This is a genomic window from Xanthomonas sp. NCPPB 1132 (genome assembly GCF_056629235.1).
Window position 1 is genome coordinate 687,363 of sequence record NZ_CM152819.1, and the last position, 25,595, is coordinate 712,957.

The 25,595-nt window shown below is 68.1% G+C and carries 24 protein-coding genes; 14 read left to right on the forward strand and 10 right to left on the reverse strand.

The features are described from left to right. The first annotated feature begins 130 nt into the window (after window positions 1-130). Together lpdA and AC1G9L_RS03070 are read left to right on the forward strand one after the other, a co-directional pair. Window positions 131-1,930, forward strand: coding sequence for a dihydrolipoyl dehydrogenase (gene lpdA, locus AC1G9L_RS03065; protein ID WP_481070253.1), 1,800 nt, complete (start codon window positions 131-133; stop codon window positions 1,928-1,930). 61 nt (window positions 1,931-1,991) lie between these two features. Then, on the forward strand, window positions 1,992-2,279 hold the full coding sequence (locus AC1G9L_RS03070; RefSeq protein ID WP_010340501.1) for a hypothetical protein: 288 nt from the start codon (window positions 1,992-1,994) through the stop codon (window positions 2,277-2,279). Between the two features lie 103 nt (window positions 2,280-2,382). Here the strand turns inward: AC1G9L_RS03070 and AC1G9L_RS03075 are convergent, their stop codons facing one another. Next, the gene (locus AC1G9L_RS03075) at window positions 2,383-3,195 is read right to left on the reverse strand and encodes a hypothetical protein (protein ID WP_019800463.1); all 813 of its coding nucleotides are present in this window, start codon (window positions 3,193-3,195) and stop codon (window positions 2,383-2,385) included. A gap of 447 nt (window positions 3,196-3,642) precedes the next feature. Between AC1G9L_RS03075 and AC1G9L_RS03080 the strand changes: the two genes are divergently transcribed. The 10 genes from AC1G9L_RS03080 (at window position 3,643) to AC1G9L_RS03125 (ending at window position 12,030) form a co-directional block, all read left to right on the forward strand. Then, window positions 3,643-4,008, forward strand: coding sequence for an ATP synthase subunit I (locus AC1G9L_RS03080; protein WP_026143249.1), 366 nt, complete (start codon window positions 3,643-3,645; stop codon window positions 4,006-4,008). Window positions 4,009-4,034: 26 nt separating this feature from the next. Further along, complete coding sequence (gene atpB, locus AC1G9L_RS03085) at window positions 4,035-4,829, forward strand: F0F1 ATP synthase subunit A (protein ID WP_019800462.1); 795 nt, start codon at window positions 4,035-4,037, stop codon at window positions 4,827-4,829. A gap of 77 nt (window positions 4,830-4,906) precedes the next feature. Beyond that, complete coding sequence (atpE, locus tag AC1G9L_RS03090; RefSeq protein ID WP_010340497.1) at window positions 4,907-5,206, forward strand: F0F1 ATP synthase subunit C; 300 nt, start codon at window positions 4,907-4,909, stop codon at window positions 5,204-5,206. 114 nt (window positions 5,207-5,320) lie between these two features. Further along, window positions 5,321-5,791: a F0F1 ATP synthase subunit B gene (locus AC1G9L_RS03095; RefSeq protein ID WP_010340680.1), complete on the forward strand. Its 471-nt coding sequence runs from the start codon at window positions 5,321-5,323 to the stop codon at window positions 5,789-5,791. Between the two features lies 1 nt (window position 5,792). Continuing rightward, window positions 5,793-6,320 (forward strand): F0F1 ATP synthase subunit delta, encoded by a 528-nt coding sequence (locus AC1G9L_RS03100; RefSeq protein ID WP_010340679.1) that lies wholly within the window; start codon window positions 5,793-5,795, stop codon window positions 6,318-6,320. 147 nt (window positions 6,321-6,467) lie between these two features. Further along, a complete protein-coding gene (gene atpA / locus AC1G9L_RS03105; protein WP_010340678.1) occupies window positions 6,468-8,015 on the forward strand; it encodes a F0F1 ATP synthase subunit alpha in 1,548 nt (515 codons plus the stop codon). 116 nt (window positions 8,016-8,131) lie between these two features. Then, window positions 8,132-8,995, forward strand: a complete 864-nt coding sequence (atpG, locus tag AC1G9L_RS03110) for a F0F1 ATP synthase subunit gamma (protein ID WP_019800261.1) — start codon at window positions 8,132-8,134, stop codon at window positions 8,993-8,995. A gap of 122 nt (window positions 8,996-9,117) precedes the next feature. Next, window positions 9,118-10,545 carry a F0F1 ATP synthase subunit beta gene (gene atpD / locus AC1G9L_RS03115; RefSeq protein ID WP_010340676.1) on the forward strand — a complete coding sequence of 476 codons (1,428 nt, stop codon included), beginning with the start codon at window positions 9,118-9,120 and terminating at the stop codon, window positions 10,543-10,545. Window positions 10,546-10,719: 174 nt separating this feature from the next. Continuing rightward, the gene (locus tag AC1G9L_RS03120) at window positions 10,720-11,142 is read left to right on the forward strand and encodes a F0F1 ATP synthase subunit epsilon (RefSeq protein WP_017910296.1); all 423 of its coding nucleotides are present in this window, start codon (window positions 10,720-10,722) and stop codon (window positions 11,140-11,142) included. Window positions 11,143-11,451: 309 nt separating this feature from the next. After that, window positions 11,452-12,030: a chorismate mutase gene (locus AC1G9L_RS03125; protein WP_481070254.1), complete on the forward strand. Its 579-nt coding sequence runs from the start codon at window positions 11,452-11,454 to the stop codon at window positions 12,028-12,030. Between the two features lie 484 nt (window positions 12,031-12,514). Here AC1G9L_RS03125 and AC1G9L_RS03130 read toward each other — a convergent pair whose 3' ends face one another. Beyond that, a complete protein-coding gene (locus tag AC1G9L_RS03130; protein WP_209247675.1) occupies window positions 12,515-12,898 on the reverse strand; it encodes a GtrA family protein in 384 nt (127 codons plus the stop codon). Window positions 12,899-13,038: 140 nt separating this feature from the next. Here AC1G9L_RS03130 and glmU point away from each other — a divergent pair, with 140 nt between their 5' ends. Then, complete coding sequence (glmU, locus tag AC1G9L_RS03135) at window positions 13,039-14,406, forward strand: bifunctional UDP-N-acetylglucosamine diphosphorylase/glucosamine-1-phosphate N-acetyltransferase GlmU (protein WP_019799998.1); 1,368 nt, start codon at window positions 13,039-13,041, stop codon at window positions 14,404-14,406. Window positions 14,407-14,409: 3 nt separating this feature from the next. After that, the gene (locus AC1G9L_RS03140; protein ID WP_019799999.1) at window positions 14,410-14,931 is read left to right on the forward strand and encodes a GNAT family N-acetyltransferase; all 522 of its coding nucleotides are present in this window, start codon (window positions 14,410-14,412) and stop codon (window positions 14,929-14,931) included. An 85-nt stretch (window positions 14,932-15,016) separates the two neighbouring features. Here AC1G9L_RS03140 and AC1G9L_RS03145 read toward each other — a convergent pair whose 3' ends face one another. The 8 genes from AC1G9L_RS03145 to AC1G9L_RS03180 form a co-directional block, all read right to left on the reverse strand. Further along, window positions 15,017-16,372, reverse strand: a complete 1,356-nt coding sequence (locus tag AC1G9L_RS03145) for an ATP-binding protein (protein ID WP_019800000.1) — start codon at window positions 16,370-16,372, stop codon at window positions 15,017-15,019. After that, on the reverse strand, window positions 16,369-17,706 hold the full coding sequence (locus tag AC1G9L_RS03150) for a sigma 54-interacting transcriptional regulator (protein WP_019800001.1): 1,338 nt from the start codon (window positions 17,704-17,706) through the stop codon (window positions 16,369-16,371). The genes AC1G9L_RS03145 and AC1G9L_RS03150 overlap by 4 nt, the downstream gene beginning before the upstream one ends. Window positions 17,707-17,808: 102 nt before the next feature. Further along, a complete protein-coding gene (locus AC1G9L_RS03155; RefSeq protein ID WP_481070255.1) occupies window positions 17,809-19,044 on the reverse strand; it encodes an ABC transporter permease in 1,236 nt (411 codons plus the stop codon). Beyond that, entirely contained in the window at window positions 19,041-20,372 is a 1,332-nt protein-coding gene (locus AC1G9L_RS03160) for an ABC transporter permease (RefSeq protein WP_481070256.1), read from the reverse strand. The genes AC1G9L_RS03155 and AC1G9L_RS03160 overlap by 4 nt, the downstream gene beginning before the upstream one ends. 36 nt (window positions 20,373-20,408) lie before the next feature. Next, on the reverse strand, window positions 20,409-21,629 hold the full coding sequence (locus tag AC1G9L_RS03165; RefSeq protein ID WP_019800050.1) for an FtsX-like permease family protein: 1,221 nt from the start codon (window positions 21,627-21,629) through the stop codon (window positions 20,409-20,411). Window positions 21,630-21,666: 37 nt separating this feature from the next. Further along, complete coding sequence (locus tag AC1G9L_RS03170; protein ID WP_019800051.1) at window positions 21,667-22,968, reverse strand: ABC transporter permease; 1,302 nt, start codon at window positions 22,966-22,968, stop codon at window positions 21,667-21,669. A gap of 49 nt (window positions 22,969-23,017) precedes the next feature. After that, window positions 23,018-24,244 carry an FtsX-like permease family protein gene (locus AC1G9L_RS03175; RefSeq protein WP_019800052.1) on the reverse strand — a complete coding sequence of 409 codons (1,227 nt, stop codon included), beginning with the start codon at window positions 24,242-24,244 and terminating at the stop codon, window positions 23,018-23,020. Between the two features lie 46 nt (window positions 24,245-24,290). Further along, on the reverse strand, window positions 24,291-25,586 hold the full coding sequence (locus AC1G9L_RS03180) for an ABC transporter permease (protein WP_019800053.1): 1,296 nt from the start codon (window positions 25,584-25,586) through the stop codon (window positions 24,291-24,293). Window positions 25,587-25,595: the final 9 nt, after the last annotated feature.

The window sequence follows — 25,595 nt, forward strand, 5'->3', positions numbered from 1 at the left end:
CCTGTCGTCACGGCGCCGCGTCCGTCGCGGCGCCGGTTTTCCCCCACCTGCGCGCGCCGCGTGTTTGCGCGGTCGCGCCGACGAACTGCAAACGCCCCTCGCCGCGGCGAAGGGCCACAGGAGAAGCTGCATGGCGGTCATTGAGGTCAAGGTCCCGGATATCGGCGACTACAGCGACGTTCCGGTCATCGAGGTGCTGGTCGCCGTCGGCGATACGGTGAAGAAGGATCAGGGCCTGGTGACGCTGGAGTCGGACAAGGCCACGCTGGAAGTGCCGTCCGCGGCCGCCGGCGTGATCAAGGAGCTCAAGGTCAAGCTCGGCGACACCCTGTCCGAGGGCGCGGTGATCGCGCTGCTGGAGACCGCCGATGGTGCCGCCGCCGGCGCGCCCGCCGCGGCCCCGGCCGAAGTGCCGGCCAGCAAGCCGCCGGTGGCGCCGTCGCACCGCGCACCGGCCGAGCCGCCGGCACCAAAGCCGGCGCTGGCCAGCGGCAAGCCCGCCGACATCGAATGCAAGATGGTGGTGCTCGGCGCCGGCCCCGGTGGCTACACCGCCGCGTTCCGTGCCGCCGACCTGGGCCTGGATACGGTGCTGATCGAGCGCTACGCCAGCCTCGGCGGCGTCTGCCTCAACGTCGGCTGCATTCCCTCCAAGGCGCTGCTGCACGCGGCCGCGGTGATCGACGAGGTCGCCCATGCCGGCGACTTCGGCGTGGACTTCGGCAAGCCCAAGATCACCCTGGACAAGCTGCGCGAGTACAAGGAGAAGGTGGTCGGCAAGCTCACCGGCGGCCTGGCCAGCATGGCCAAGCAGCGCAAGGTGCGCACCGTCACCGGCGTGGCGTCGTTCGTGTCGCCGAACGAGCTGGAAATCGTCGGCGCCGACGGCAAGACCCAACTGCTGCGCTTCGAGCACTGCATCGTCGCCGCCGGCTCGCAGGCGGTGAAGCTGCCGAACTTCCCGTGGGACGACAAGCGGGTGATGGACTCCACCGACGCGCTGGAACTGCAGGAGATCCCCAAGACCCTGCTGGTGGTCGGTGGCGGCATCATCGGCCTGGAAATGGCCACCGTGTACAGCGCGCTGGGCAGCAAGGTCACCGTGGTCGAGTTCATGGACCAGCTGATGCCGGGCGCCGACAAGGACCTGGTCAAGCCGCTGGCCGACCGCTTGAAGAAGCAGGGCGTGGAGGTCCATCTCAAGACCAAGGCGGCTGAGGTCAAGGCCGACAAGAAGGGCATCACCGTGTCCTTCGAGGCCGCCACCGCGGGCGAGAGCCCGGCGCTGGCCGCCACCACCTACGACCGCGTGCTGGTCGCGGTGGGCCGCGCGCCCAACGGCAAGAAGATCGGCGCCGACAAGGCCGGCATCAACGTCACCGAGCGCGGCTTCATTCCGGTCGACCGGCAGATGCGCACCAACGTGCCGCACATCTTCGCCATCGGCGACATCGTCGGTAACCCGATGCTGGCGCACAAGGCCACCCACGAGGGCAAGCTGGCCGCGGAAGTGGCCGCCGGCGAGAAGAAGGAGTGGGTGGCGCGGGTGATTCCGTCGGTGGCCTACACCAACCCGGAAATCGCCTGGGTCGGCGTCACCGAGACCGAGGCCAAGGCCAAGGGGCTGAAGGTAGGCGTGGCCAAGTTCCCGTGGGCGGCCAGCGGCCGCGCCATCGGCATCGGCCGCACCGAGGGCTTCACCAAGCTGATCTTCGACGAGGAGACGCACCGCATCATCGGCGGCGCCATCGTCGGCGTGCACGCCGGCGACCTGCTGGCCGAGATCGGCCTGGCGATCGAGATGGGCGCCGAGGCCGAGGACATCGGCCACACCATCCACGCGCATCCGACCCTGAGCGAGTCGGTCGGCATGAGCGCCGAGGTCTACGACGGCACCATCACCGACCTGTACATCCCGAAGAAGAAGTGACGTCCCTGCATGCGACCGTGCCGCCAGGTGCGGTGCGGTCGCCGCCGGGGTGAGCCGACGCATGGAGGTCGACGTGGGGCAGGGCACCCTGTGTCCCGAACTGCAGGCGCTGCTGCAGCGCGAGCTGGCTGGCGGCAACCGCATCGCCGAGCCGCCGCGGCGGACCGACTGGCCGCATCCAGGCTCCGTGTTCGTCTCGCTGAAGCGCGACTTGCGCAGCGACGTGGCCTCCCTGCCGGCATCGGTGCAGCACGCGATCTGCACCGACCCGCATTACGGCTGGCACGACGAGTGCTACTGCACCACGCACCGGCACCTGCTGGTGGCCGGGGCAACCAAGCCGCCCTGAATCCGCAGGATCGGCGACATTGCATGCCTGCAGGAACGCAAAAGGCCCGCACATGGCGGGCCTTTCGTTGCAACGCGCGCTTGCGGCGCGCGTGGGGCGTCGATCAGAACGCGAAGGTCACGCCCGCGACCGGGCCCTTGAACTCCTGCTTCAGGCCGATGCTGGCGTTGTCGCGCTTGCGGTCCACGTCCAGCTTGAACCAGTCGTAGCCGGCGAAGATGCCGAAGTTGCGGGTGAAGCGGTACTCGACGATGGCGTTGGCGCGGCTCAGGTCGCCGTCGTAGTCGCCGAAATCGCCCCACTTGGTATTGAGGTACTGGCCCTGGATGTTGAACAGCCAGTGCTCGGTCGGGTGCGCGGTGAAGCGCAGGCCGACCACCGGCGCGGCGCCGTCCTCGCTCTCGTCCAGGAAGGTGCCGGTGTAGACCGGGCCCAGGTCGGCGTAGGCATTGGACTGCACCTTCGCCCACTCGGCACCGATCTGCAGGCCCATGCTGAACTGCGGGTTGTCGATCACCGAGTAGTCGTACACCAGGCTGGCGACCTGGTACTTCAGTTCGCCCTTGACGAAGCTGCCCGACGGCACGGTCACGCCGCCCAGGCTGACGTCCTGACCCAGTTCCTCGCGGCGATCCTTGTCGAACTTGAAGTAGTCGAAGATCAGGCGCTGGCGGGTGCTGAGGCGGAACACGCCGTCCACGCGCGGCTCCCATTCCTTGCCGCCGAAGTTGAAGTCCTGCGAGCCGGAAATGGCATTGCCGTTGATCACGGCATTGCCGCGCAAGGTGTTGTCGTTGTCGACGTTCATCGCGCCGACGCGCAGGGTGAAGCGGTCGTCGCCGTCCTCGGCGTGGGCGGGCAGGGCGTAAGCGGCGGCGAGCGCGCAGGGCAGCGCCAGGGCAAGCAGGTGTTTCATGGGGGACAAACTCCGTCGTCTTGGGATTTTTTTCGGATGAGGCGTCGATGGCAGTGCCAGCGCGTGCCGTCACTATCCTTAAATTTGCGTCCACCATTCGTGAAAGTATGGTGGCCCGGGCCGCCACGGCTGTCCCAAAACGCGCCATGAAAAAAGCCCCGGAAGGACCGGGGCTCGGTGGGGCTGCGCTGTGGGCCGACGAGGATGGGCGCAGTCCCTGTCCGATCGGACAGCGCGGCGGACAGAAAGTTCCCCCGCAAACACGTGCTGCAATGCCGCATTCGACGCCGGTGGCGGACGGCCGCCGTGCTATCGTCTACGGGCGGACGGAGCCCGGACGCTGTCAGGACTCCCGGCGGTTGTCTCGCAAATTGTCCCATTGCTATAATTCCGCGGCTCGACGGACGCGAAGACGTCCTCAATCCACCACCAATTGCAGGATTTTCTGTGCTGAACTCCGTTGATGCGGGTCGGCGGCTGATGCTGCGCGCAGCGATTTACCCGCTGGTGGCGGTGGCCGTGGTGTCCCTGCTGTTCCTGCTGCTGGGACCGAAATATGCGATGGGCGCCGCCGCAACCGGGCTGGCGACCGTGGCAGGGGGATGGCTGGCCGCACGCACCGCGCTCAATGGCGGCGTGCAGGCGGCAGGCTCGGCGCTGGCGCGGTTGATCGTGGCCATGGTGCTGAAGTGGGTGTTGGTGTTCGCGGTGCTGGCGCTGGGCTTTGCCTGGTGGCGGTTGCCTCCTCTGGCCCTGTTGGCGGGTATCGCCGTCGGGCTGATGTTCCAGGTTCTGGCTCTGGCCAGGCGTTGATCGAATCAAGAAAAGGCTCAGGACTCATGGCGGGCGAGGCAGAAACCCCTACCTCCTACATCCAGCACCATCTGCACAACCTCACCTTCCAGGTGCAGGAAGGCGGGTTCTGGCAATTGCACGTCGACACCCTGGTGATGTCGCTGCTGATGGGCCTGCTGATGGTGTTCGGCTTCTGGCTGGCCACGCGCAAGGCCACCGCCGGCGTGCCCGGCAAGTGGCAGGCGTTCGTGGAAATCATGCTGGAGTTCGTCGATCGCCAGGCCAAGGACACCTACCACGGCACCAGCAAGCTGGTGACCCCGATCGCGATCACCCTGTTCTTCTGGATCCTGTTGATGAACCTCATCAAGATGATCCCGGCGGACTTCCTCGCGATCCCGCTGGGCTGGCTCGGCGTGCACTACTGGAAGCCGGTGCCGACCGCCGACGTCAATGCCACCCTGGGCATGTCGATCAGCGTGTTCTTCCTGATGCTGTTCTTCTCGCTGCGCTCCAAGGGCGTGGGCGGCATGACCAAGGAATTCCTCACCGCGCCGTTCGGCAAGTGGATGCTGCCGTTCAACCTGATCCTCAATATCGTCGAATGGCTGAGCAAGCCGGTGTCGCTGGCGATGCGACTGTTCGGCAACATGTTCGGCGGCGAGATCGTGTTCCTGCTGATCTGGGTGCTGGGCGGTGCCGGCATCCTCGGTGCGCTGGCCGGCGGCGCATTCGGCTTCGGCTGGATGCTGTTCCACCTGCTGGTGATTCCGCTGCAGGCGTTCATTTTCATGATGCTGTCCATCGTGTACCTGAGCCTGGCGGAAGACAGCCACTGACGTTTCTGTTTCACGCGTTCTAAGCAACCCTTCGTTCGATTCACCATCCTCAAGCAACTTTGTTCCTGGAGAAAACCATGTACTTCGCCGTCCTGACCAACCTCGCCCAAGTCCAGAGCTCCACCGTCCTCGCCGTCGGCATCATGATCGGCCTGGCCGCGCTGGGCGCCGGCCTCGGTCTGGCCATCATGGCCGGCAAGTTCCTGGAATCGGCCGCGCGCCAGCCGGAACTGATCCCGGTGCTGCAGGTCCGCATGTTCATCACCGCCGGCCTGATCGACGCCGCGTTCATCATCAGCGTCGCGGTCGGCCTGCTGTTCGCGTTCGCCAACCCGATGATCGGCGAGTTCGTCGCGCGTCTGCCGCAGGGCGGTTGATCCCGTCGTACCGGCGTGCGGTCGCCACCGGCGGCCGCCGCTACGGATGAAGGTTCGGACGCGTCGCCGTGCTGGCGGCGCGTCCACCCCGTCACCATTGGCTGAGCGTACCCCATGAATATCGGTCTCACCCTCTTTGCCCAGGCGCTGGCGTTCGCCGGTCTGATCTGGATCGTCGCGACCAAGATCTGGCCGCCGCTGATGCAGGCCATCGAAGAGCGCCAACAGAAGATCGCCGAAGGCCTGGCCGCCGCCGATCGCAGCCAGAAGGATCTGGCGCAGGCGCAGGAAAAGGTCAACGAAGCGTTGAAGGACGCCCGCATCAAGGCCAACGAGATCATCGATCAGGCGCATGCGCGCGCCAACCAGATCGTCGAGGCGGCCAAGCACGAGGCGATCGTCGAAGCTACCCGGCAGAAGGAACTGGCCCAGGCCGAGATCGACGCCGCGGCCAACCGCGCGCGCGAAGACCTGCGTCGCCAGGTGTCGCTGCTGGCGGTGAGCGGCGCCGAGAAGCTGCTCAAGCGCGAAATCGACGCCAACGCCCACAAGGCGCTGCTCGACGAGCTGGCGGCGGAGATCTGAGATGAGCCAGGCCCTCACACTGGCGCGTCCCTACGCTCGCGCCGCGTTCGCCGCGGCCAGCGACGCCGGCAAGCTCGCGCCCTGGTCGCAGGCGCTGGCGTTCTCCGCCCAGGTCGCGGCCGACCCGCGCGTGGCCGCGCTGCTGCACAACCCGCTGCTGCAGCGGGAGCAGGCGGTGTCGCTGCTGGCGCCGGACGCGGCCGACGAGCAGTACCAGCGCTTCCTGAGCCTGCTGGCCGAAGGCCAGCGGCTGCCGCTGCTGCCGGAGATCGCCGGGCTGTACGACCAGCTGCGCGCCGAGGCCGAGCGCGTGGTGCAGGCCAACGTGACCTCCGCGACGGCGCTGAGCGATGCCGAGGTGGCCTCGCTGAAGGTGGCGCTGAAGCAGCGCTTCGGCCGCGAGGTCGAGATCACAACGGCGGTGGACGCTTCGCTGATCGGCGGCGCGGTGATCGACGCCGGCGACGTGGTCATCGACGGTTCGTTGAAAGGCAAGCTGTCGCGTCTGCAATCCGCACTGGCCCACTAAGAAACGGGAATGGCGAATAGAGAGGAGAGAACCCGGCCCGGCGGCGACGCCACCCGCGATTCCCGATTCCCCATTCCCGATTCTCAAAGAAGCTAACCACACGTCGCCATCCGCCGCTGCGCGATGGACGATCCGAAGGAAACCAAGATGGCAACCACGCTCAACCCCTCCGAAATCAGCGAACTGATCAAGAACCGCATCGAGCAGGTCAAGCTGGCCGCGGAGTCGCGCAACGAAGGTACGGTCACCAGCGTGTCCGACGGCATCGTGCGCATCTTCGGCCTGGCCGACGTGATGCAGGGCGAAATGATCGAACTGCCGAACGACACCTACGCCCTGGCGCTGAACCTGGAGCGCGACTCGGTCGGCGCCGTGGTGCTCGGCGACTACGAGAACCTGCGCGAAGGCGACGTGGCCAAGACCACCGGCCGCATCCTCGAAGTGCCGGTCGGCAAGGAACTGCTGGGTCGCGTGGTCAACGCGCTGGGCGAGCCGATCGACGGCAAGGGCCCGCTGGGCACCAGCCAGACCGCGCCGGTGGAGCGCGTGGCGCCGGGTGTGCTGTGGCGCAAGTCGGTCGACCAGCCTGTGCAGACCGGCTACAAGTCGGTCGACGCGATGATTCCGATCGGTCGCGGCCAGCGCGAACTGATCATCGGCGACCGCCAGACCGGCAAGACCGCCATGGCCATCGACGCGGTCATCAACCAGAAGAGCACCGGCATCAAGTGCGTGTACGTGGCGATCGGGCAGAAGGCCTCGACCGTCGCCAACATCGTGCGCAAGCTGGAAGAGAACGGCGCGCTGGCGCACACCATCGTGGTCGCCGCGACCGCCTCCGAATCGGCGGCGATGCAGTACATCAGCGCCTACGCCGGCTGCACCATGGGCGAGTACTTCATGGACCGCGGCGAAGACGCGCTGATCGTGTACGACGATCTGTCCAAGCAGGCCGTTGCCTACCGCCAGATCTCGCTGCTGCTGAAGCGCCCGCCGGGCCGCGAAGCCTACCCGGGCGACGTGTTCTACCTGCACAGCCGCCTGCTGGAGCGCGCCGCGCGCGTGTCCGAGGAATACGTTGAGCAGTTCACCAATGGCGAGGTCAAGGGCAAGACCGGTTCGCTGACCGCGCTGCCGATCATCGAGACCCAGGCCGGCGACGTCTCCGCGTTCGTGCCGACCAACGTCATCTCGATCACCGACGGCCAGATCTTCCTGGAAACCGACCTGTTCAACGCCGGCATCCGCCCGGCGGTGAACGCCGGCATCTCGGTCTCGCGCGTCGGCGGCGCCGCGCAGACCAAGATCATCAAGAAGCTCTCCGGCGGCATCCGTATCTCGCTGGCGCAGTACCGTGAGCTGGCGGCGTTCGCGCAGTTCGCCTCGGACCTGGACGAATCCACCCGCAAGCAGCTCGAGCGCGGCCAGCGCGTCACCGAGCTGATGAAGCAGAAGCAGTACCTGCCGATGTCCATCGCCAACCAGGCGCTGTCGATCTACGCGGTCAACGAGGGCTACCTCGACGACGTGCCGGTCAACAAGCTGCTGGCGTTCGAAGAGGGCCTGCACGCCCACTTCGCCAACACCCAGGGCGACCTGGTGGCCAAGGTCAACGACACCGGCGACTGGAACGGCGACATCGAAGCCGCGTTCAAGAAGGGCATCGGCGAGTTCAAGACCACGGGTAGCTGGTAAATCAGTTGCCGGGAATCGGGAATAGAGAATAGGGAATCGTAGGAGCGGGATCCGGGCTTGCCCATTCCCGATTCTCCATTCCCCATTCCCACGAAGCGAGCAAAGCGAGCGAGAGCATGGCAGGCGGACGCGAAATCAAATCCAAGATCAAGAGCGTGCAGAACACCCGCAAGGTGACGCGCGCGCTCGAGATGGTCTCGGCTTCCAAGATCCGCAAGGCGCAGGATCGGATGAAGACCTCGCGTCCGTACGCGCAGGCGATGAAGCAGGTGATCGGGCATCTGGCGCAGGCCAGCACCGACTACACGCATCCGTTCCTGGTGCAGCGCGAGAACGTCAAGCGCGTCGGCTACATCGTGATCTCCTCCGATCGCGGCCTGGCCGGCGGCCTGAACAACAACCTGTTCCGCAAGATGCTGGGCGAAGTGCGCCAGTGGCAGGACCAGGGCGCGGGCGTGGACGTGGTCACCATCGGCCAGAAGGCCTCGGTGTTCTTCCGCCGGATCAAGGTGGACATGGTCGGCAGCGTCAGCCACCTCGGCGACCTGCCGCAGCTGGAGCAGTTGATCGGCGTGATCAAGGTGATGCTGGACGCGTTCACCGAAGGCAAGCTGGATCGCGTGTATCTGGTCTACAACCGCTTCGTCAACACGATGACGCAGAAGGCCAGCTTCGACCAGTTGCTGCCGCTGCCGGCGGCCGAGAGCCAGGTCGCGCACCACGACTGGGACTACCTGTACGAACCCGATGCCGCGAGCGTGCTCGAACATGTGATGACGCGCTACATCGAGTCGCTTGTGTACCAGGCGGTGCTGGAGAACGTGGCGTCCGAGCATGCGGCGCGCATGGTCGCGATGAAGGCGGCCAGCGACAACGCGAGCAAGCTGATCAGCACCTTGCAGTTGGTCTACAACAAGGCGCGTCAGGCCGCGATCACCCAGGAAATTTCCGAAATCGTCGGCGGCGCAGCCGCTGTGTAGCCGGGAATGGGGAATGGAGAAACGGGAATGGTCGAAGCAGCAGCGCTCGATCTTCCCATTCCCGATTCCCCGTTCCCCATTCCCGACACCAGATTCGCATAGACATTAGTGGAGTTATCCAAATGAGTCAGGGCAAGATCGTTCAGATCATCGGCGCGGTCGTCGACGTCGAATTCGCGCGTGCCGATGTGCCGAAGATTTACGACGCACTGAAGGTCGAAGGCACCGCCATCACGCTGGAAGTGCAGCAGCAGCTGGGCGACGGCGTCGTGCGCACCATCGCGCTCGGCTCCACCGACGGCCTCAAGCGCCACCTGGTCGCCACCAACACCGGCAAGGCGATCGCCGTGCCGGTCGGCACCGCCACCCTGGGCCGCATCATGAACGTGCTCGGCGAGCCGATCGACGAGCGCGGCCCGGTCCAGTCCGACGTGCAGTGGGAAATCCACCGCGAGGCGCCCGACTACGCCGACCAGTCCTCCAGCACCGAACTGCTGGAAACCGGCATCAAGGTCATCGACCTGATGTGCCCGTTCGCCAAGGGCGGCAAGGTCGGCCTGTTCGGCGGCGCCGGCGTCGGCAAGACCGTCAACATGCTGGAACTGATCAACAACATCGCGACCGAGCACTCGGGCCTGTCGGTGTTCGCCGGCGTGGGCGAGCGGACCCGCGAGGGCAACGACTTCTATCACGAGATGAGCGACGCCAACGTCATCGTCCAGGACGACCTGAGCAAGTCCAAGGTGGCGATGGTGTACGGCCAGATGAACGAGCCGCCGGGCAACCGTCTGCGCGTGGCGCTGACCGGCCTGACCATGGCCGAGTACTTCCGCGACGAGAAGGACGCCAACGGCAAGGGCCGCGACGTGCTGTTCTTCGTCGACAACATCTACCGCTACACCCTGGCCGGTACCGAAGTGTCGGCGCTGCTGGGCCGCATGCCGTCGGCGGTGGGCTACCAGCCGACCCTGGCCGAGGAAATGGGCGTGCTGCAGGAGCGCATCACCTCGACCAAGACCGGCTCGATCACCTCGATCCAGGCCGTGTACGTGCCCGCGGACGACCTGACCGACCCGTCGCCGGCGACCACCTTCGCCCACCTCGACGCCACCGTCGTGCTGTCGCGTAACATCGCCTCGCTGGGTATCTACCCGGCGGTGGATCCGCTCGACTCGACCAGCCGTCAGCTGGACCCGAACGTGATCGGCCACGAGCACTACGACACCGCCCGCCGCGTGCAGTCCACCTTGCAGAAGTACAAGGAGCTGAAGGACATCATCGCGATCCTGGGCATGGACGAACTGTCCGAAGAGGACAAGCAGGCCGTGTCGCGCGCGCGCAAGATCGAGCGCTTCTTCAGCCAGCCGTTCCACGTGGCCGAAGTGTTCACCGGCTCTCCGGGCAAGTACGTGTCGCTGAAGGACACCATCCGCGGCTTCAAGGCCATCGTCGACGGCGAATACGACCACCTGCCGGAGCAGGCTTTCTACATGGTCGGCGGCATCGAGGAAGCGGTCGAGAAGGCCAAGAAGATGGCCGAGAAGGCCTGATCTGGACGCCGGCCGCAGGCGGCCGGCATCCGGAAATGGGGAATCGGGAATAGAGAATCGTCAAGGCGGGACAACTGGAATCTGATGCATCGCGTACTGGTTGAGAGAAGGCAATCTGCTTCTCCCCATTCCCGATTCCCGATTCCCGATTCCCGCCTCACCCAGTGAGGCACCATGAGCACCATCCGTTGCGACATCGTCAGCGCCGAGCATGAGATCTACCACGGCGACGCCACCCTGGTGGTCGCGACCGGCGAACTGGGCGAGCTGGGCATCGCGCCCAAGCACGCGCCGTTGATCACCCGGCTCAAGCCCGGCAAGGTGGTGGTGACCACCGCGAGCGGCGAGCAGCTGGATTTCGCCATTTCCGGCGGCATCCTCGAGGTGCAGCCGCAGGTGGTGACGATCCTGGCCGACACCGCGATCCGTGCGCAGGACATCGACGAGGCGTCGGTGCGCAAGGCCAAGGAAGAAGCCGAGCGCCTGCTCGCCAACCGCGGCGAAGGCATGGACGTGGCCGAAGCGCAGGCCAAGCTGGCTGAAGTCACCGCGCAGTTGCAGGCGCTGGAGCGCCTGCGCAAGAACCTCAAGCACTGAGGTTTCCCGCTATGCAGCCCAGCGGCTGCATGCGCGATGACAACGCCGGCTTCTGCCGGCGTTGTCGTGTCTGGGAAAGGCGGCGGGTGGGTGGGCTGCTCCGGCGCGCGGTGGTCGCGGGCGCACTGCGACGTTGCCAGCGCGGAATGCGACGTTGCGCACGGCGCTGGCTTGCTGGTCGCTGACTCGACGGTGTCGCCATGTGACAAGACGCGGGTGTGGTCATCGTGCGGTCGGTGGACTGCGGCAAGATGGCCGCCCGATCTGCGCTCCATCCCCCCACGCGCAGACGGTTACCGGAGAACCGAGATGAGCCTGTCCGCTTCCGTTTCTCGTCCCTGTGCGCACGCCCTGACCGCCGTGCTGGCCGGCGCCATGTTGATGGGCTGCGCCTGGCCCGCGCGCAGCGCCACCCCACTGGAGCCGCTGCTGGATCGCATCGTCGAGCGCAATGCGATCGGCGACCAGGTCGCGCTGAGCAAGTGGGACAGCGGCAAGCCGGTGCTGGACGCCACGCGCGAGGCCGCGGTGCTGGCCAGCGTGCGCGAGCAGGCGCCGGCCCATGGCGTGGATGCCGACGATGCCGCGCGCTTCTTCGGCATGCAGATCGAATCCAACAAGCTGGTGCAATACGAGCTGCTGTCGCGCTGGCACCTGCGCGGCCGCGCGCCCGACAGCCCGCGCCCCGACCTGACCGCGCTGCGCGCGCGCCTGGACCAGTTGCAGGGCGAGATGCTGGATGCGTTGCAGGCCAGCGCCGCGGTGCGCCAGGCGCCGGATTGCCCGGCCACGACCGCGCGTGCGGCCGAAGCCTATGCGCTGCGCTGGCAGCTGGACCAGTTGCACCGCACCGCACTGGTGCGCAGCCTGGGCGATTTCTGCCGCTGAGTCGTCAGCCGCCAGCGCCAGCGGCGCGCTGGCGGCGCCCTAAGCGGCACTCGAGCCGTTCGGGCGCTCTGCAGCCCGATCCATACAGGCCGTTTACGCTGTGCTCGTCGCGACTGAAGTCGCTCCTACAGGGGCTCGCTGCATCCCGCGGGTCTTGTGGGAGGGGCTTCAGCCCCGACGGCTGTCAAAGCCGATCGCTGTCCGGGCTCCGCTGTTCGCGGCATGCAGTAGCAGGCGCACTCGTAGGAGCGGCTTCAGCCGCGACAAGCTCTTCCGGTAACGCCCGGTCGCGGCTGAAGCCGCTCCTACGGCGCAACGCGTTCGTCGCGGAGGCTCGATGAGAGGCGATCGGAGATTGTTCCCATGAGCAGTTCGGTGCATCTGGGGCGTCTTCCATGGGAGCGGGTTCCCACCCGACAGCCGTCGCCGCGGCGCGCATGCCGGTGGCATGCATCGCCGGCCCGCCAGACCGTGCTTCCCAACGCTAGCGATACACCAACTGCCGGCCCAGGAAGAACGACACCACCGCCAGCATGCCTTCGACCAGCGGCTTGGCCAGCCAGGCCAGGCGCAGGCCCAGCCCGTGCGCGCACAGCGCCACGAGCCAGGTGCTGAGCGCGGTGAGCACCAGCCACATGGCCATGAAGCGGCCGAAGCGCCGCCAGCCCAGCCGCGCGTCGTCGCCGTTGGCGAAGGTGATGCGGCCATTGAGCCAGAACCCGAGCAGGGCGCCGCAGACGCGGCCCAGCACGTTGCCCGGGACGGTGGGCATGCCGGCCGCGGTGGCGGCGACGAACACGCTCCAGTCGACCAGCAATTGCAGCAGGCCGATCAGCAGGAACTGGCTGCCCTGGCGCAGGAGACCCATGAACATCCGCAGGAGAAGACGATCGCGCATGCTAGCGCCTGCGGCGCCGATGTACAGCCTGCCGCGTGTGGCGCGATCGTGACGGCAGATGTGGCCGGCAGCCTCTAGAATTCGTCGTCCACCCGCACCGGAACCGCCCCATGAGCCTGCCCCTGCACGTCGTGATCCTCGCCGCCGGTGCGGGCAAGCGGATGAAGTCGGTTAAGCCCAAGGTGCTGCAGCCGATCGCCGGCCGGCCGATGCTGGCGCATGTGATCGAGACCGCGCGCCACCTGCAGCCCGATGCGATCCACATCGTCCATGGCCACGGCGGCGAGGCGGTGCTGGCGGCCTTCGCCGACCAGCCGGACCTGCTATGGGCCGAGCAGGCGCAGCAACTCGGCACCGGCCACGCGGTACAGCAGGCGATGGCGGCCGTGCCCGACGCGGCCACGGTGCTGGTGCTGTACGGCGACGTGCCGCTGATCCGCGCCGAGACCCTGACCCGCCTGCTGCATGCGCCCGGTCGCGTCGCCGTGCTGGTCGCCGAACCGGAAGATCCCACCGGCTACGGCCGCATCGTGCGCGATGCCGCCGGCAAGGTCGCGGCGATCGTCGAGCAGAAGGACGCCGACGACGAGCAGCGGCGCATCCGCACCATCAACACCGGCATCGTCACCGCCGAGTCGACCGCGCTGAAGCGCTGGCTGGCGCAGTTGCGCAACGACAACGCGCAGGGCGAGTACTACCTGACCGACGTGTTCGCCGCCGCCGCCGCCGAGTTCACCCCGGCCGAGATGGTGCTGGTGGCCGACCCGCTCGAGGCCGAGGGCGCCAACGATCCGTGGCAACTGGCGCAACTGGAACGCGCCTGGCAACTGCGTGCGGCGCGTGCGCTGTGCGAACAGGGTGTGCAACTGATCGATCCGAACCGCCTGGACCAGCGCGGCCGCGTGCGCGCCGGCCACGATGTGCGCATCGACGCCAACGTGATCCTGGAAGGCGAGGTGGAACTGGGCGACGGCGTCAGCATCGGCCCGTTCGTGCGGCTGAAGGACGTGGTGCTGGGGCCGGGCACCGAGGTGCGCGCGCATTGCGACCTGGAAGGCGTGGTCACCGAGGGCGCGGTGCAGATCGGCCCGTTCGCGCGGCTGCGCCCGGGCACGGTGCTGGCCGACGGCGTGCACATCGGCAACTTCGTCGAGACCAAGAAGGCGGTGCTCGGCGTCGGCAGCAAGGCCAATCATCTGACCTACCTGGGCGATGCCACCATCGGCAGCGGCGTCAACATCGGTGCCGGCGTCATCACCTGCAACTACGACGGCGTCAACAAGTCGCAGACATCGATCGGCGATGGCGTGTTCGTCGGCTCCAACAGCGCGCTGGTGGCGCCGCTGGAGATCGGCGACGACGCCACTATCGGTGCCGGCTCGGTGATTACCCGCAGTGCACCAGCCGGCAAACTGAGCGTGGCGCGGGTGCGCCAGGAAACCATCGAAGGCTGGAAACGCCCGGGCAAGCGCGACTGAGGCATGGCCGGTCGCATTCGTCTGGCGCGCGCGCAGGAACTGGCGCGGTTGCAGGAGATCGAGCGGCGTGCCGGCGCCCTGCTGCAGGGCCACGCGGCGCAGGCCGTGTTCGCAGCGCACGCGCTGGACGCGGAGTCGTTGCATGCTGGACTGGCGCGCGAGCAGTTGTGGGTGGCGCTGGACGAGGACGGCCAGTGCGTCGGCTATCTGCTCGGCGGGCGGCTGGACGACGGCTTCCATGTGCAACAGATGGATGTCGATCCGCGTTTCGGGCGCCGCGGCCATGGCCGTGCGCTGCTGCGGCATGCGCGCGCGGCCGCGATGGAGGCGGGCTTGCGGTGCATGCTGCTGACCACCTTGCGCGATGTGCCGTGGAATGCGCCGTTCTACGCCAGCGAAGGCTTCGCCGAACTGCCGCCTGCGCAGTGGGGGCCGCAACTGCGCGCGACCTGGCAACAGGAAGCCGTGCTCGGCTTCCCGATGCACTTGCGGGTGGCGATGCGCTGTCCGCTGCCGTCGCACTGAGCCTCGCGGCCGGCTCGCCGCTTCTCAGCTCGCCGCGACCGCTGCATTCCCAGGGAGCCGGGTCCCCAATCCCGGCCCCAAAAAATCAGGCGCGCTCGCCCTGCGGCAACTGCACGGTCACGCACAGCCCGCCTTCGTCGCGGTTGTGCAGCGACAGGCGGCCGCCGTGGGCTTCGACGATCTCGCGGGTCAGGGCCAGGCCCAGGCCGGTGCCGTTGCGCTTGGTCGAATAGAACGGCATCAGCGCGTTGTGCAGCACCGCCTCGTTCATGCCGCTGCCGCGATCCAGCACTTCCAGGCGCAGCCAGTCCGGGCGGGTGGACACGCGCACACGCACGCCGTCGACCGGCGTCTGCCCTTCCGGCAGGGATTCGTGGGCGTTCTTGACCAGGTTGAGCAACGCCTGCTGCAGTTGCGCCGGATCGACCCGGCTGTGCAGATCCGGCGACTCCAGTTCCAGCGCGAACGGGATGTGCTGCTGCAGCCCTGCTAGAAACTGCGCCCAGTGCACGGTCTGCAGTTGCGGCTGCGGCAGCTTGGCGAAGCGCGCATAGCCGCGGATGAAGCCTTCCAGGTGCCGCGCGCGCTCCTCGATGGTGCCGAACACCTCTTCCAGCCGCTCCACCTTCTGCCGCCGCACCAGCTCGGCGCCGGAGTGCGCCAGCGAGGCGATCGGCGCCAGCGAGTTGTTGAGTTCGTGGCTGATGACCCGGATCACCTTCTTCCAGGTGTGCACTTCCTGGCGGCGCAGTTCGGCGGTGAGCAGGCGGATCAGCAGCAGTTCGTGCGGGCGGCCGTTGAGATGGAAGCGCCGCTGCGACAGGTGGTAGATCTGCTCCTCGTCCGGATCCTCGTCGCCGCCCTCGATGGCGAACAGGCTGTCGCCGCCGCGCGAGATCGCCTCGCGCAACGGCCCCGGCACGCCCAGCAGCAGGTCGTCCAGGCGCTGGCCTTCCAGCTTCCAGCCGCTGTGCAGCAGCTTGCGCGCGGCCAGGTTGGAGAACACCACGCGGCGCAGGCCATCGCCGCCCTTGGCGATGAGCAGCATCGCCACCGGGGTGTTCTGCACCATGGTGTCGAGCATCAGTTCGCGCTGCGCCAGGCCCTGGCGCTGCTCGCGCAGGATCTCGCCCAGTTGCGCGTGCGCGGCGACCATCTCGCCCAGTTCGTCGTCACCGCGCCAGTGCACGCCGAAGTTGTATTCGCCGTCGCGGTAGCTGCTGACGGTGCCGGCCAGGGCGCGGAACAGCGAGCGCATCGGCGCGGTGGCGCGGCGCAGGGTCCACCACATCAGCAGCAGCAAAGCCAGCGCCGAGGCGGTCACCACTTCCCAGCCGCGGTCCATCCAGTAGGCCAGCAGCCACGGCAGGGCGGCGGCCAGCGCCAGCACCGGCAGCAGGCGCAGGAACAGCATGACGGTGAAGGAGCGGCGCAGTTTCATTCGCGCGGGATGCCGTAGCGGTCCATGCGCCGGTACAGCGCCTGCCGGCTCATGCCCAGTTCGGCGGCGGCCTGGGCGATGACGCCGTGCGCACGGCTCAGTTCGGCCACGATGCGCTCGCGATCGGGTTCGGCAGCGGCGGCCGTACGTGGCGCGGCGGGCTTGGGCAGGTTGAGGTCGGCGGCCTCGATCTGCGCGCCGCCTGCCAGCAGTTCGGCGCGCTGCACCACGTTGCGCAGTTCGCGCACGTTGCCGGGCCAGGCGTGGCGCTGCAGCGCCTGGCAGGCGCCGGCCGACAGCGGCTTGTCGCCGGACAGGAAATGCTCGGCCAGCGGCACGACGTCGCCGGGGCGCTCGGCCAGCGCCGGCAGCGACAGTTCCACCGCGTTGAGCCGGTAGTACAGGTCCTCACGGAAACTGCCGTCGCGGATCATGCCGATGAGGTCGGCGTTGGTGGCGCTGATCACCCGCACCTTGACCTGGCGCTCGCGGTTGGAGCCCAGCCGCTCGAACCGGCCGGTCTCCAGTACGCGCAGCAGCTTCATCTGCCCGGCCAGCGACAGGTTGCCGATCTCGTCGAGGAACAGGGTGCCGCCGTCGGCGGCCTCGAACTTGCCTTCGCGCACCTTGTTGGCGCCGGTGTAGGCACCGGCCTCGGCGCCGAACAGTTCGGCCTCGATCAGTTCGGCCGGGATCGCGCCGCAGTTCAGCGCCACGAACGGGCCGCGCCGCACCGAGGAGTTGGCCTGGATGATCTGCGCGATCTTCTCCTTGCCGCTGCCGTTGGGGCCGGTGATCAGCACCGGCAGTTCCGAGCGCGCGACCTGGCAGGCCAGGGCGATGGCGCGCTCGCTGGCGGGGTCGGCGAACACCGCACCGCACAGGTCGTAGCGCTGCGCCAGTTGCTGGCGATGGCGGCGCTCGCCGTCGCGGCGGCGTTCCAGTTCGCGTCGTGTCTCCGACAGCTCCAGCAGGTTGTTGACCGTGGTCAGCAGCTTGCGGTCGTCCCAGGGCTTGGCCAGGTAGTCGGCGGCGCCGGCCTTGACCAGTTCCACCGCGCTGCTGAGCTGGGTCCAGGCGGTCAGCAGGATCACCGGCAGGTCCGGATGGCGCGTGCGGATCGCCTCGAACAGGGCTACGCCTTCCTCGCCGGAAGTGGTGTCGGCGGTGAAGTTCATGTCCTGCAGGACCAGGTCGATGTCGCCCTCGCCCAGGCGCTGCAGGCCCGCCTGCGGGCTGTCGGCGTAGACGGTGTCGATGTCGTGCAGGGAGAACAGCACTTCCAGCGCGGTGGCGACCGCGGGGTTGTCGTCGATGATCAGCAGGCAGGGCATCGTGCACCTTGGGCGCGGAACGGGGCGCCGGCGAAGAAAAACGGACCAGGCGGCATCATCGCAGTCTGCGTGGAGATTGTCGTGCCTGCGTGCATCGGCACCTCAGACACTGCGCGTGGCCACCGCCGGCGGCACCGCGGCGGCGCGGCGCGCGGGCGCCAGGATCGCCAGCTGGCCGAGCAGCAGGAGCGCCGCAGCGACGGTCGGCAGGTAGCCCAGCGGCAGGCGTGGCAGGTCGTAGTGCTGCAACAGCGCTTGATTGAGCAGCAATGCCAGCACCATGCCCGCGGCGCTGCCAGCGCTCACGATCAGCAGGTTTTCGGTCTGGAAATGGCGCAGGATGTCGCCACGGGTCGCGCCGATGGCGCGGCGGATGCCGATCTGGCGCGTGCGTTGCTGCACCCAGAAACTGGCCAGCCCGCCGATGCCCAGGGCGGTCACGAACAACAGGCCCGTGGTCGCCGCGAGCAGCAAGCCGATCATGGTGGCATCGCGCTGGAAGTAGCGCTGCCGCAGTTGGGCGTAGCTGCGGCGCCCTTCGGCCGGAATCAGTCGCAGCGGTCCTGCCTGTGCCAGCGCGTCGGCCGCCGCGGCCAGGATCCGTCCGCGGTCCTGCGGCGCGCTGCGCAACAGGTACTGCACTTGGCTGCCCGCGGGCAGCTGCGGCGACAGCGCGGCCAGATGGTCGACCGCTGCGCCGCGCAGCGTCGTGCGCAGCAGGTCTTCGACGACGCCGACGACGACGGCGCCGTGGGCTCCGCCATACAGCGTTTTGCCGACCGCAGGTTGACCTGGCCACAGTTGCCGCGCCAGCGCGCGGGTGACGATCACCGCGCTCGGTGTGGCGGTGGAATATTCGTCGGCACGGAAGTCGCGGCCGGCGATCAGGTGCGCGCCCATGGCCTGCACGAAACCTTGCGAGCCGGAGTAATACGTGGCCTGGATGCACCCTGTATCGTCCATCGACTGCTGCGCCATCGCGCGGTCCAGCGTCTGTTGGTCGGGGCAACCGCCATAGTCGTTGGCGCCGCCGGACAGCGGCAGGCTGAAGCCGATCGCGGCGGCTGCGGTGACACCTGGAATGCTGCGCAACGCCCGCAGATCGGATTGTTGCTGGGCCAGTGCATTGCCGTCGCTCTGGACGCCGCGCACCGAGATCAGCGCCAGTTCTTCCTCGGGCAAGCCGCTGGAGACCCGCAGACGTTCGATGCGCCCACCGATCAGGAACACGGCGTTGGCGACGAAGGCGCAGGTCAGCGCGACCTGCAGCGCCAGCAGCGCGGCGGTCAGGCGGTGATGCTGCAGGCTGGAGAGGATGGGGCGGATCGGCAGATTCATGTCAGGTCCTTGATCTGCAGGGCGGGGTCGATCCGGCTGGCCCGCCAGGCGGGCAGCAGGCCCGCCAGCAGTGCGGCGATCACCGCCAGTGCCACGGTGGCGAGCAGCATCTGCAGGTCCATCCGCGCCAGCCTGGCGTAGTCGTCCGGGCGCTGGCGCACGCTCCACAGACCCAGTTCGGCGATCGCGATGCCCACTGCGCCACCGAGCAGCCCGATCAGCGCGGCTTCGCTGCCGAATTGCAGGAACACGTGGCCGCGGCGGGCACCGAGCGCGCGTCGCACGCCGATCTCGCCGCCGCGGCGCAGGAATTTCGCCAGCAGCAAGGCGATCACGTTGACCAGGCAGATCCACAGGAAACCCAGCGCCAGCAGCGTCTGCAGGCGCACATCGTCGGGCACCATCCGCAGGTGGCGCAGCCAGTCCATCAACGCATACAGCCGCGCCCGCTCCGGCGGCCGCTGGAAGCGGCCGCTGGCGTGCTGTGTCACGGCGTAGTCGTAGAGCAGGCGCTGGTAGGCGGCGACCTGCTGCGGCGTGTCCAGGCGCACCCAGAACTGCAGCCAGCTGGTCGACGGATCCCTGCGTCGCGCCGCGTCGTCGCCGTTGAAGCTGTTCCAGCTGCTGATGTTGCTGTTGACGTCCAGTGCCAGTTCCATCGCGGTCGACAGCGGCAGGAAGAAATCGTCGCGCTGGCCGAAACTGCCCTTGCTGCCCGGGTCGGCGTAGAACAGCGGTTGCGGATCCCAATCGCCGGTCACGCCGATCACCTCGAAGCCGATGCGCTTTTCCCCGAGCGCCACCCGCTGGCCGACCGGATCGCGCGCGCCGAACAGGGTGTCGGCCAGGGTGCGGCTCAGCACGATGACGCGGGCGTGGCGCTGGTCGTCCGCCGTGCTCCAGCCGTGGCCGCGCTGCAGGGGGATGCCGAACAGGGCGAAGAACCCGGCGCTGGTGTAGCGGCCGCTCAGGTCGAGCGGCGCTTGCGCCGCGCGCGGTTGCCACAGCAAGACCTGCCCGCCGGCCATCGCCGCCTGCGGTGTGGCGGGTGCGGCCCGCAGCAGCGCCATGGCGTCGGGCCAGGTGAGGTTGTCGGCCGGATCGCCCCACTCCTGGTTGTCCGGGTAGCTGCTCGGCAACGGATCCAGATGCGGGGTGTAGAGCGTACCGCTCCTGTCCGGCAGCGGGTCGCGCGACATCACGTGCAGCACCGTCAGCATGGTCATGCTCGCGCCGATGCCCAGGCCGATCGCCAGCACCATCAGCGCGGTGGCGATCGGCGTGCGCCGCAGGCTGCGCCAGGCCAGCAGCAGATAATGGTTCAGCATCCTGCCTCTCCTCGTTTGGACACTTGACGCGTTCGCTCAGACACTGCGCGTGGCCACCGCCGGCGGCACCGCGGCGGCGCGGCGCGCAGGCAGCAGCACCGCGAGCTGGCCGAGCAGCCACAGCGCCAGCGCGCCGACCGGCAGGTACCACAACGGCAGCCGTGGCAGTTCGTAGGCGCTCATCAGATACAGGTTGGCGGCATAGGCCAGCAGCATGCCGAGGACGATGCCGGCGCTGGCGAGCAGGAAGTTCTCCAACTGGAAATGCCGCAGGATCTGCGTGCAGGTGGCGCCGAGCGCGCGGCGAATGCCGATCTGCTTGGTGCGCTGCTGCACCCAGAAGCTGGTCAGGCCGACGATGCCCAGCGCGGTGACCAACAGAAGCAGGACGCACACGCCGACCAGGAGCCAGGCCATCGCCTGGTCGTCGCGGTAGTAGTCCGCGCGTGCTTGTTGCAGGGTCTTGCCGCCTTTCACCATCCGCCGTGGACCGTGTTGCGACAGCGTCGCCTTGGCTTGCCGCAACACCGCCTCGCGCTGCGCCGGGTCGCGCACGCGCAGCAGGTAGGTGCCGCGATCGTAGGGAACGTTCACCGGGAACAGCATCGTGTCCTCGTAGTGGCCGACGTTCCCGCCTTCGCGGGGTTGCACCAGGCGTTGCACCACGCCGACGACCCGGTGTTCGCCGTAGACGTAGATGGTGCGGCCCACGGCGTTCTGGCCAGGGAACAGACGTTGCGCCAGCGATTGGCTGAGGATGACCGAGGGCGGGATGCGCTTGGCCACCGGATCGCGCAGTTGCGCGTCGTCGATGAACTCGTCGTCCGCGAAGCGGCGCCCTGCGACCAGATGCAACCCCAGGGTATCGAGCAGCCGCGCGTCGCCGAAGTACTGCACCGCATGCAGGGTGCTGCGCTCCTGGTCCGGGCGCAGCGATACCCCGCTGTAGCCGAGCGAGTCGCCGAACAGCGCCTGGTTGATGATGCTGGCCTCGCGCACACCCGGAATGCGTCGCAGCGCGTCCAGGTCGGCGCGGGTCTGCGCGGCGCTGTTGCCGTCGCCGACCACGCTGCGGCTGCGCAGTTGCACCAGTTCCTGCTCGGCGGCGCCGCTGGGCCGCTGCATGCGTTCGAGCCGCTGATTGATCAGGAACAGCGCGTTGCAGACGACGGCGCAACTGAAGGCGATCTCCAGCACGATCAGGCTGGCGGCCACGCGGTGCTTGCGCAGACTGGAGAGGATGGGATGGAGGGACACGGTGGGAATTCCTGGCGGAGAGGGCGCGCGCGGCGCGTCATTGCGACTTGAGCTGCAGGGCGGTGGACACGCGCATCGCCTGCCAGGCCGGCAGCGCGCCGGCGAGCAGGCTGCTGCCCAGACTCAGCGCCAGGGCGAGCAGCAACATGCGGCCGTCCAGGTGCGCCAGCGCGGCGTAGTCGGCCGGCTGCTGCCGCACCAGCCAGGTGCCGATCCAGGCCAGCAGCAGGCCGCCGGCGCCGCCGGCCAGGCCGATCGCCGCCGCTTCGATCAGGTGCTGGGCAAAGATCGTCCGCCGTGAGGCGCCGAGCGCGCGGCGCACGCCGATCTCGCCGCTGTGGCGCAGGAACTTGGCCAGCATCAGCCCGGCGGTGTTGAGCATGCAGATGCCCAGGAACGCCAGCGCCAGCCCCACCTGCAGGCGCACGTCGGAGGGCACGGCGTGGTTGCGGTCCAGCCAGCTCATCACGTCGCTGAGGCGGATGTCCGGCGGATGGCGGAAGCGGCCGGCGTCGCGCTGCTGCTGCGCATAGGCCTGCAACGCGTCCAGGTAGGCGGCGTGCTTGGCGGGGCTGTCCAGTTCCACCCAGTACTGGATCCAGGCGCAGGGGGCGTTCGCGCTGGTCCTGTTGCCGGCATGGTCGCCCCAGCAGGACATCGAACCGCTGACGTCCAGGTCCAGGTCGCGCGCAGTGGAGAACGGCACGAACACGTCCTCGCTGTCGCCATACTCGGTGTTGGTCAGGTCGTAGAAGCGCGGGTTCATGTCCCAGGCGTCGATCACCCCGACCACCCGCAGCACGGTATCGCCAATCTGGAGCTGGCGGCCGACACTGTTGGCGTCGCCGAACAGTTGGGTATTGAGCCGCCGCGAAATCACCGCGACACGCGCGCGCCGGGCATCGTCGTCCGCGGTCCAGGCGTGGCCGTAGCGCATCGGCACCGCGAACATCGGAAAGAAGTCGGCGCTGGTGTAGCGCGCTTCGGCGCCGAACGGGGTCAGCTGCGGCTGCGCCGGCACCACCGTCACGCCGCCGGCCGACATCATCGCCTGGCGGTCGCCGCGCCTGTCGCGCAGCAGCGCCTCGGCATCGCGGCGGGTCAGTTGCTGCGGGTCGGTGTCGTTCGGATCGTAACGGTCGTCCGGCGCGACGTTGAGTTCGACGTTGAACAGCTGCGCGCTCTTGCCGGGAATGGGATCGGCCGCCAGCACGTGGAACACGGTCAGCGTGGTCATCGACGCGCCGATGCCGACCGCGATCGCCAGCACCATCAGTGCGGTCAGCAGGCGGTTGCGACCGAAGCTGTGCAGCGCCAGTTTGCAGTAGTAGCCGAACATCGGACGTCCTGAAGAAAAAAGGCCGGCCGGAGCCGGCCAAGGGGATGGGTCAGGTGCTGCGGGTGGCCACGGCCGGCGGCACGTCGGCGGCGCGGCGGGCCGGCGCGAACACCGCCAGCTGGCCGAGCAGCCACAGCGCCACCGCGCCGATCGGCAGGTAGGCCAGCGGCAGCCGCGGCAGCTCGTACTTGCCCATCAGCCACTGGTTGATGGCGTAGGCCAGCAGCATGCCGAGCACGATGCCGGTGCTGGCCAGCAGGAAGTTCTCGGTCTGGAAGTAGCGCAGGATCTGCCCGCGGGTGGCGCCGAGCGCACGGCGGATGCCGATCTGCTTGGTGCGCTGCTGCACCCAGAAGCTGGCCAGGCCGACGATGCCCAGCGCGGTGACGATCAGCAACGCGACGCAGACCGCGCCGAGCAACCACACCATCGCGCGGTCGCCCTGGAAGTAGGCGTCGCGGATCTCGCTGTAGGTCTGCTGCTTGAGTACCAGACGGCTGCTGTCGACCTTCATCAGCGCCGCGGTGGCCGCGTTCAGCACTTCCTGGCGCCGCGCCGGGTCGGTGACCCGCAGCACGTACAGCCCGTCGGTGTAGTTCAGCCGGAACGGCAGCAGCATCGCGTAGTCGATCTCGGCCAGGCCGCTGGCGGCGGTGGGCCGCGCCAGGGTCTCGACGATGCCGACCACGCGGGCGCCCACCGGCCCGGTATAGACGGTCTTGCCCAGCGCGTTCTGCCCCGGGAACATCTTCTCCGCGGTGGCGCGGTTGAGGATGATGGCGGTGCCCTTCTCCTGGATCCGCTTGTCGGTCTGCGCGGCGTCCAGATCCATGTACTCGTCGGGGGCGAAATCGCGCCCGGCCACCAGCTTCAGGCCCAGGGTCTTCAGCGTGCCTTCCTCGGCCATGTACTGTGCGGCATTGAGGGTGGGCCGCTCCTGGTCCGCGCTCAGCGACAGGCTGGTGTTCCAGGAGTAGTGCACGAACGGCACCTGGTTGAGCACCGTGGCGTTGCGCACGCCGGGCACCGCGCGCAACGCGGCCAGGTCCTCGCGGGTGCGCGCGGCGGCGTTGACCTGCTGGCCGATGCCGCCCAGCGAGATCGTCACCAGTTCCGACTCGGCGATGCCGCTGGGCCGGTGCAGGGTCTCGATGCGGTTGCCGATCAGGAACAGCGCGTTGCAGACGATCGCGCAGGCCAGGGCGATCTCCAGCACGATCAGCGCGGCGGCGGTCTTGTGGCGGCGCAAGGTGGACAGGATGGGGCGGATATCCATGGCGATGACCTTGTGAGAATGCGTGGAAGGCGCAGGGCGCGCAGGATCAGGACTTGAGCTGCAGGGCGGGCGCGACCTGGATGGCGCGCCACGACGGCAACAGGCCGGCGAGCAGGCTGGCGCCCACCGCCATCGCGAAGGTCAGCGCCAGCATGCTCGGATCCAGATGCGCCAGCTTCGCGTAGCTGGCCGGCTGCTGGCGTACCGCCCACAGGCCGAGCGTGGCCAGTCCCAGTCCGGCCACGCCGCCGGCCAGGCCGATGGCGCCGGCCTCCACCAGGCATTGCGCGAAGATCGCCCCGCGCGAGGCGCCGAGCGCGCGGCGCACGCCGATCTCGCCGCTGCGGCGCAGGAACTTGGCCAGCAGCAGGCCGACGGTGTTGAGCAGGCACACCAGCAGGAAGCCCATCGCCAGCCACAGCTGCAGGCGCACGTCGCCGGGCACCACTTCGTTGTGGTCCAGCCACTGCATGACGTTGCGCAGGCGCACGTTGTTGGGGCGCTGGAAGCGGCCGGCGGCGCGCTGCTGGGCCGAATAGTTCTCCAGGTAGGCCTTGTAGTCGGCAGCCTGCGCCGGGTTCTCCAGTTCCACCCAGTACTGCACCCAGGCGCACGGCGCATTGAGCGCGGTCTGGTCGCCGTTGCTGTCGCCGAAGCAGTTCATGCTGCCGTTGCGGTCCATCTTCAGATCCATCGCCACCGAGAACGGCAGATAGGCCTGTTCGTCCGACCCATAGGTGTTGGTGACGTCGTAGAAGCGCGGCTTGACCTCCCAGGTGTCGAGCACGCCGACGATGCGGAAGGTGTTCTGGTCCATGCGCAGTTCGCGGCCGACGCTGTCGGCGCCGTCGAACAGCTTCTCGTTGAGCTTCCGGCTGATGACCACCACGCGGTCGTGGCGCTCGTCTTCGGTGCCGGTCCAGCCGTGGCCGTACTGGAACGGCGTGTCGAACATCGGAAAGAAGTCCGCCGACGTGAAGCGCACTTCCGACTTGAACGGCTTCAGGCCGCTCTTGGTCGGTTCGATCGCCACGCTGCCGCCGGTCATCAGCGCCTGGCGCTTGGCGCGCTTCTCGCGCAGCAGCGCCTCGGCATCGAAGCGCGTGTTCTGCGAATCCGGTTCCTCGCCCGGCTGGAAACCGGCCTTGGGTTGCGCATCCACCTGCACGTAGAACAGGCGATCGCTCTTCTGCGGAATCGGGTCGCCGGAGAGCACGTAGAACACGGTCAGCGTGGTCATGCTGGCGCCGATGCCCAAGGCGATGGCCAGCACCATCAGCGCGGTGAGGACGGTGTTGCGGCGGAAGCTGCGCAAGGCGAGGCGGACGTAGTAGCCGAACATGGGAGCTCC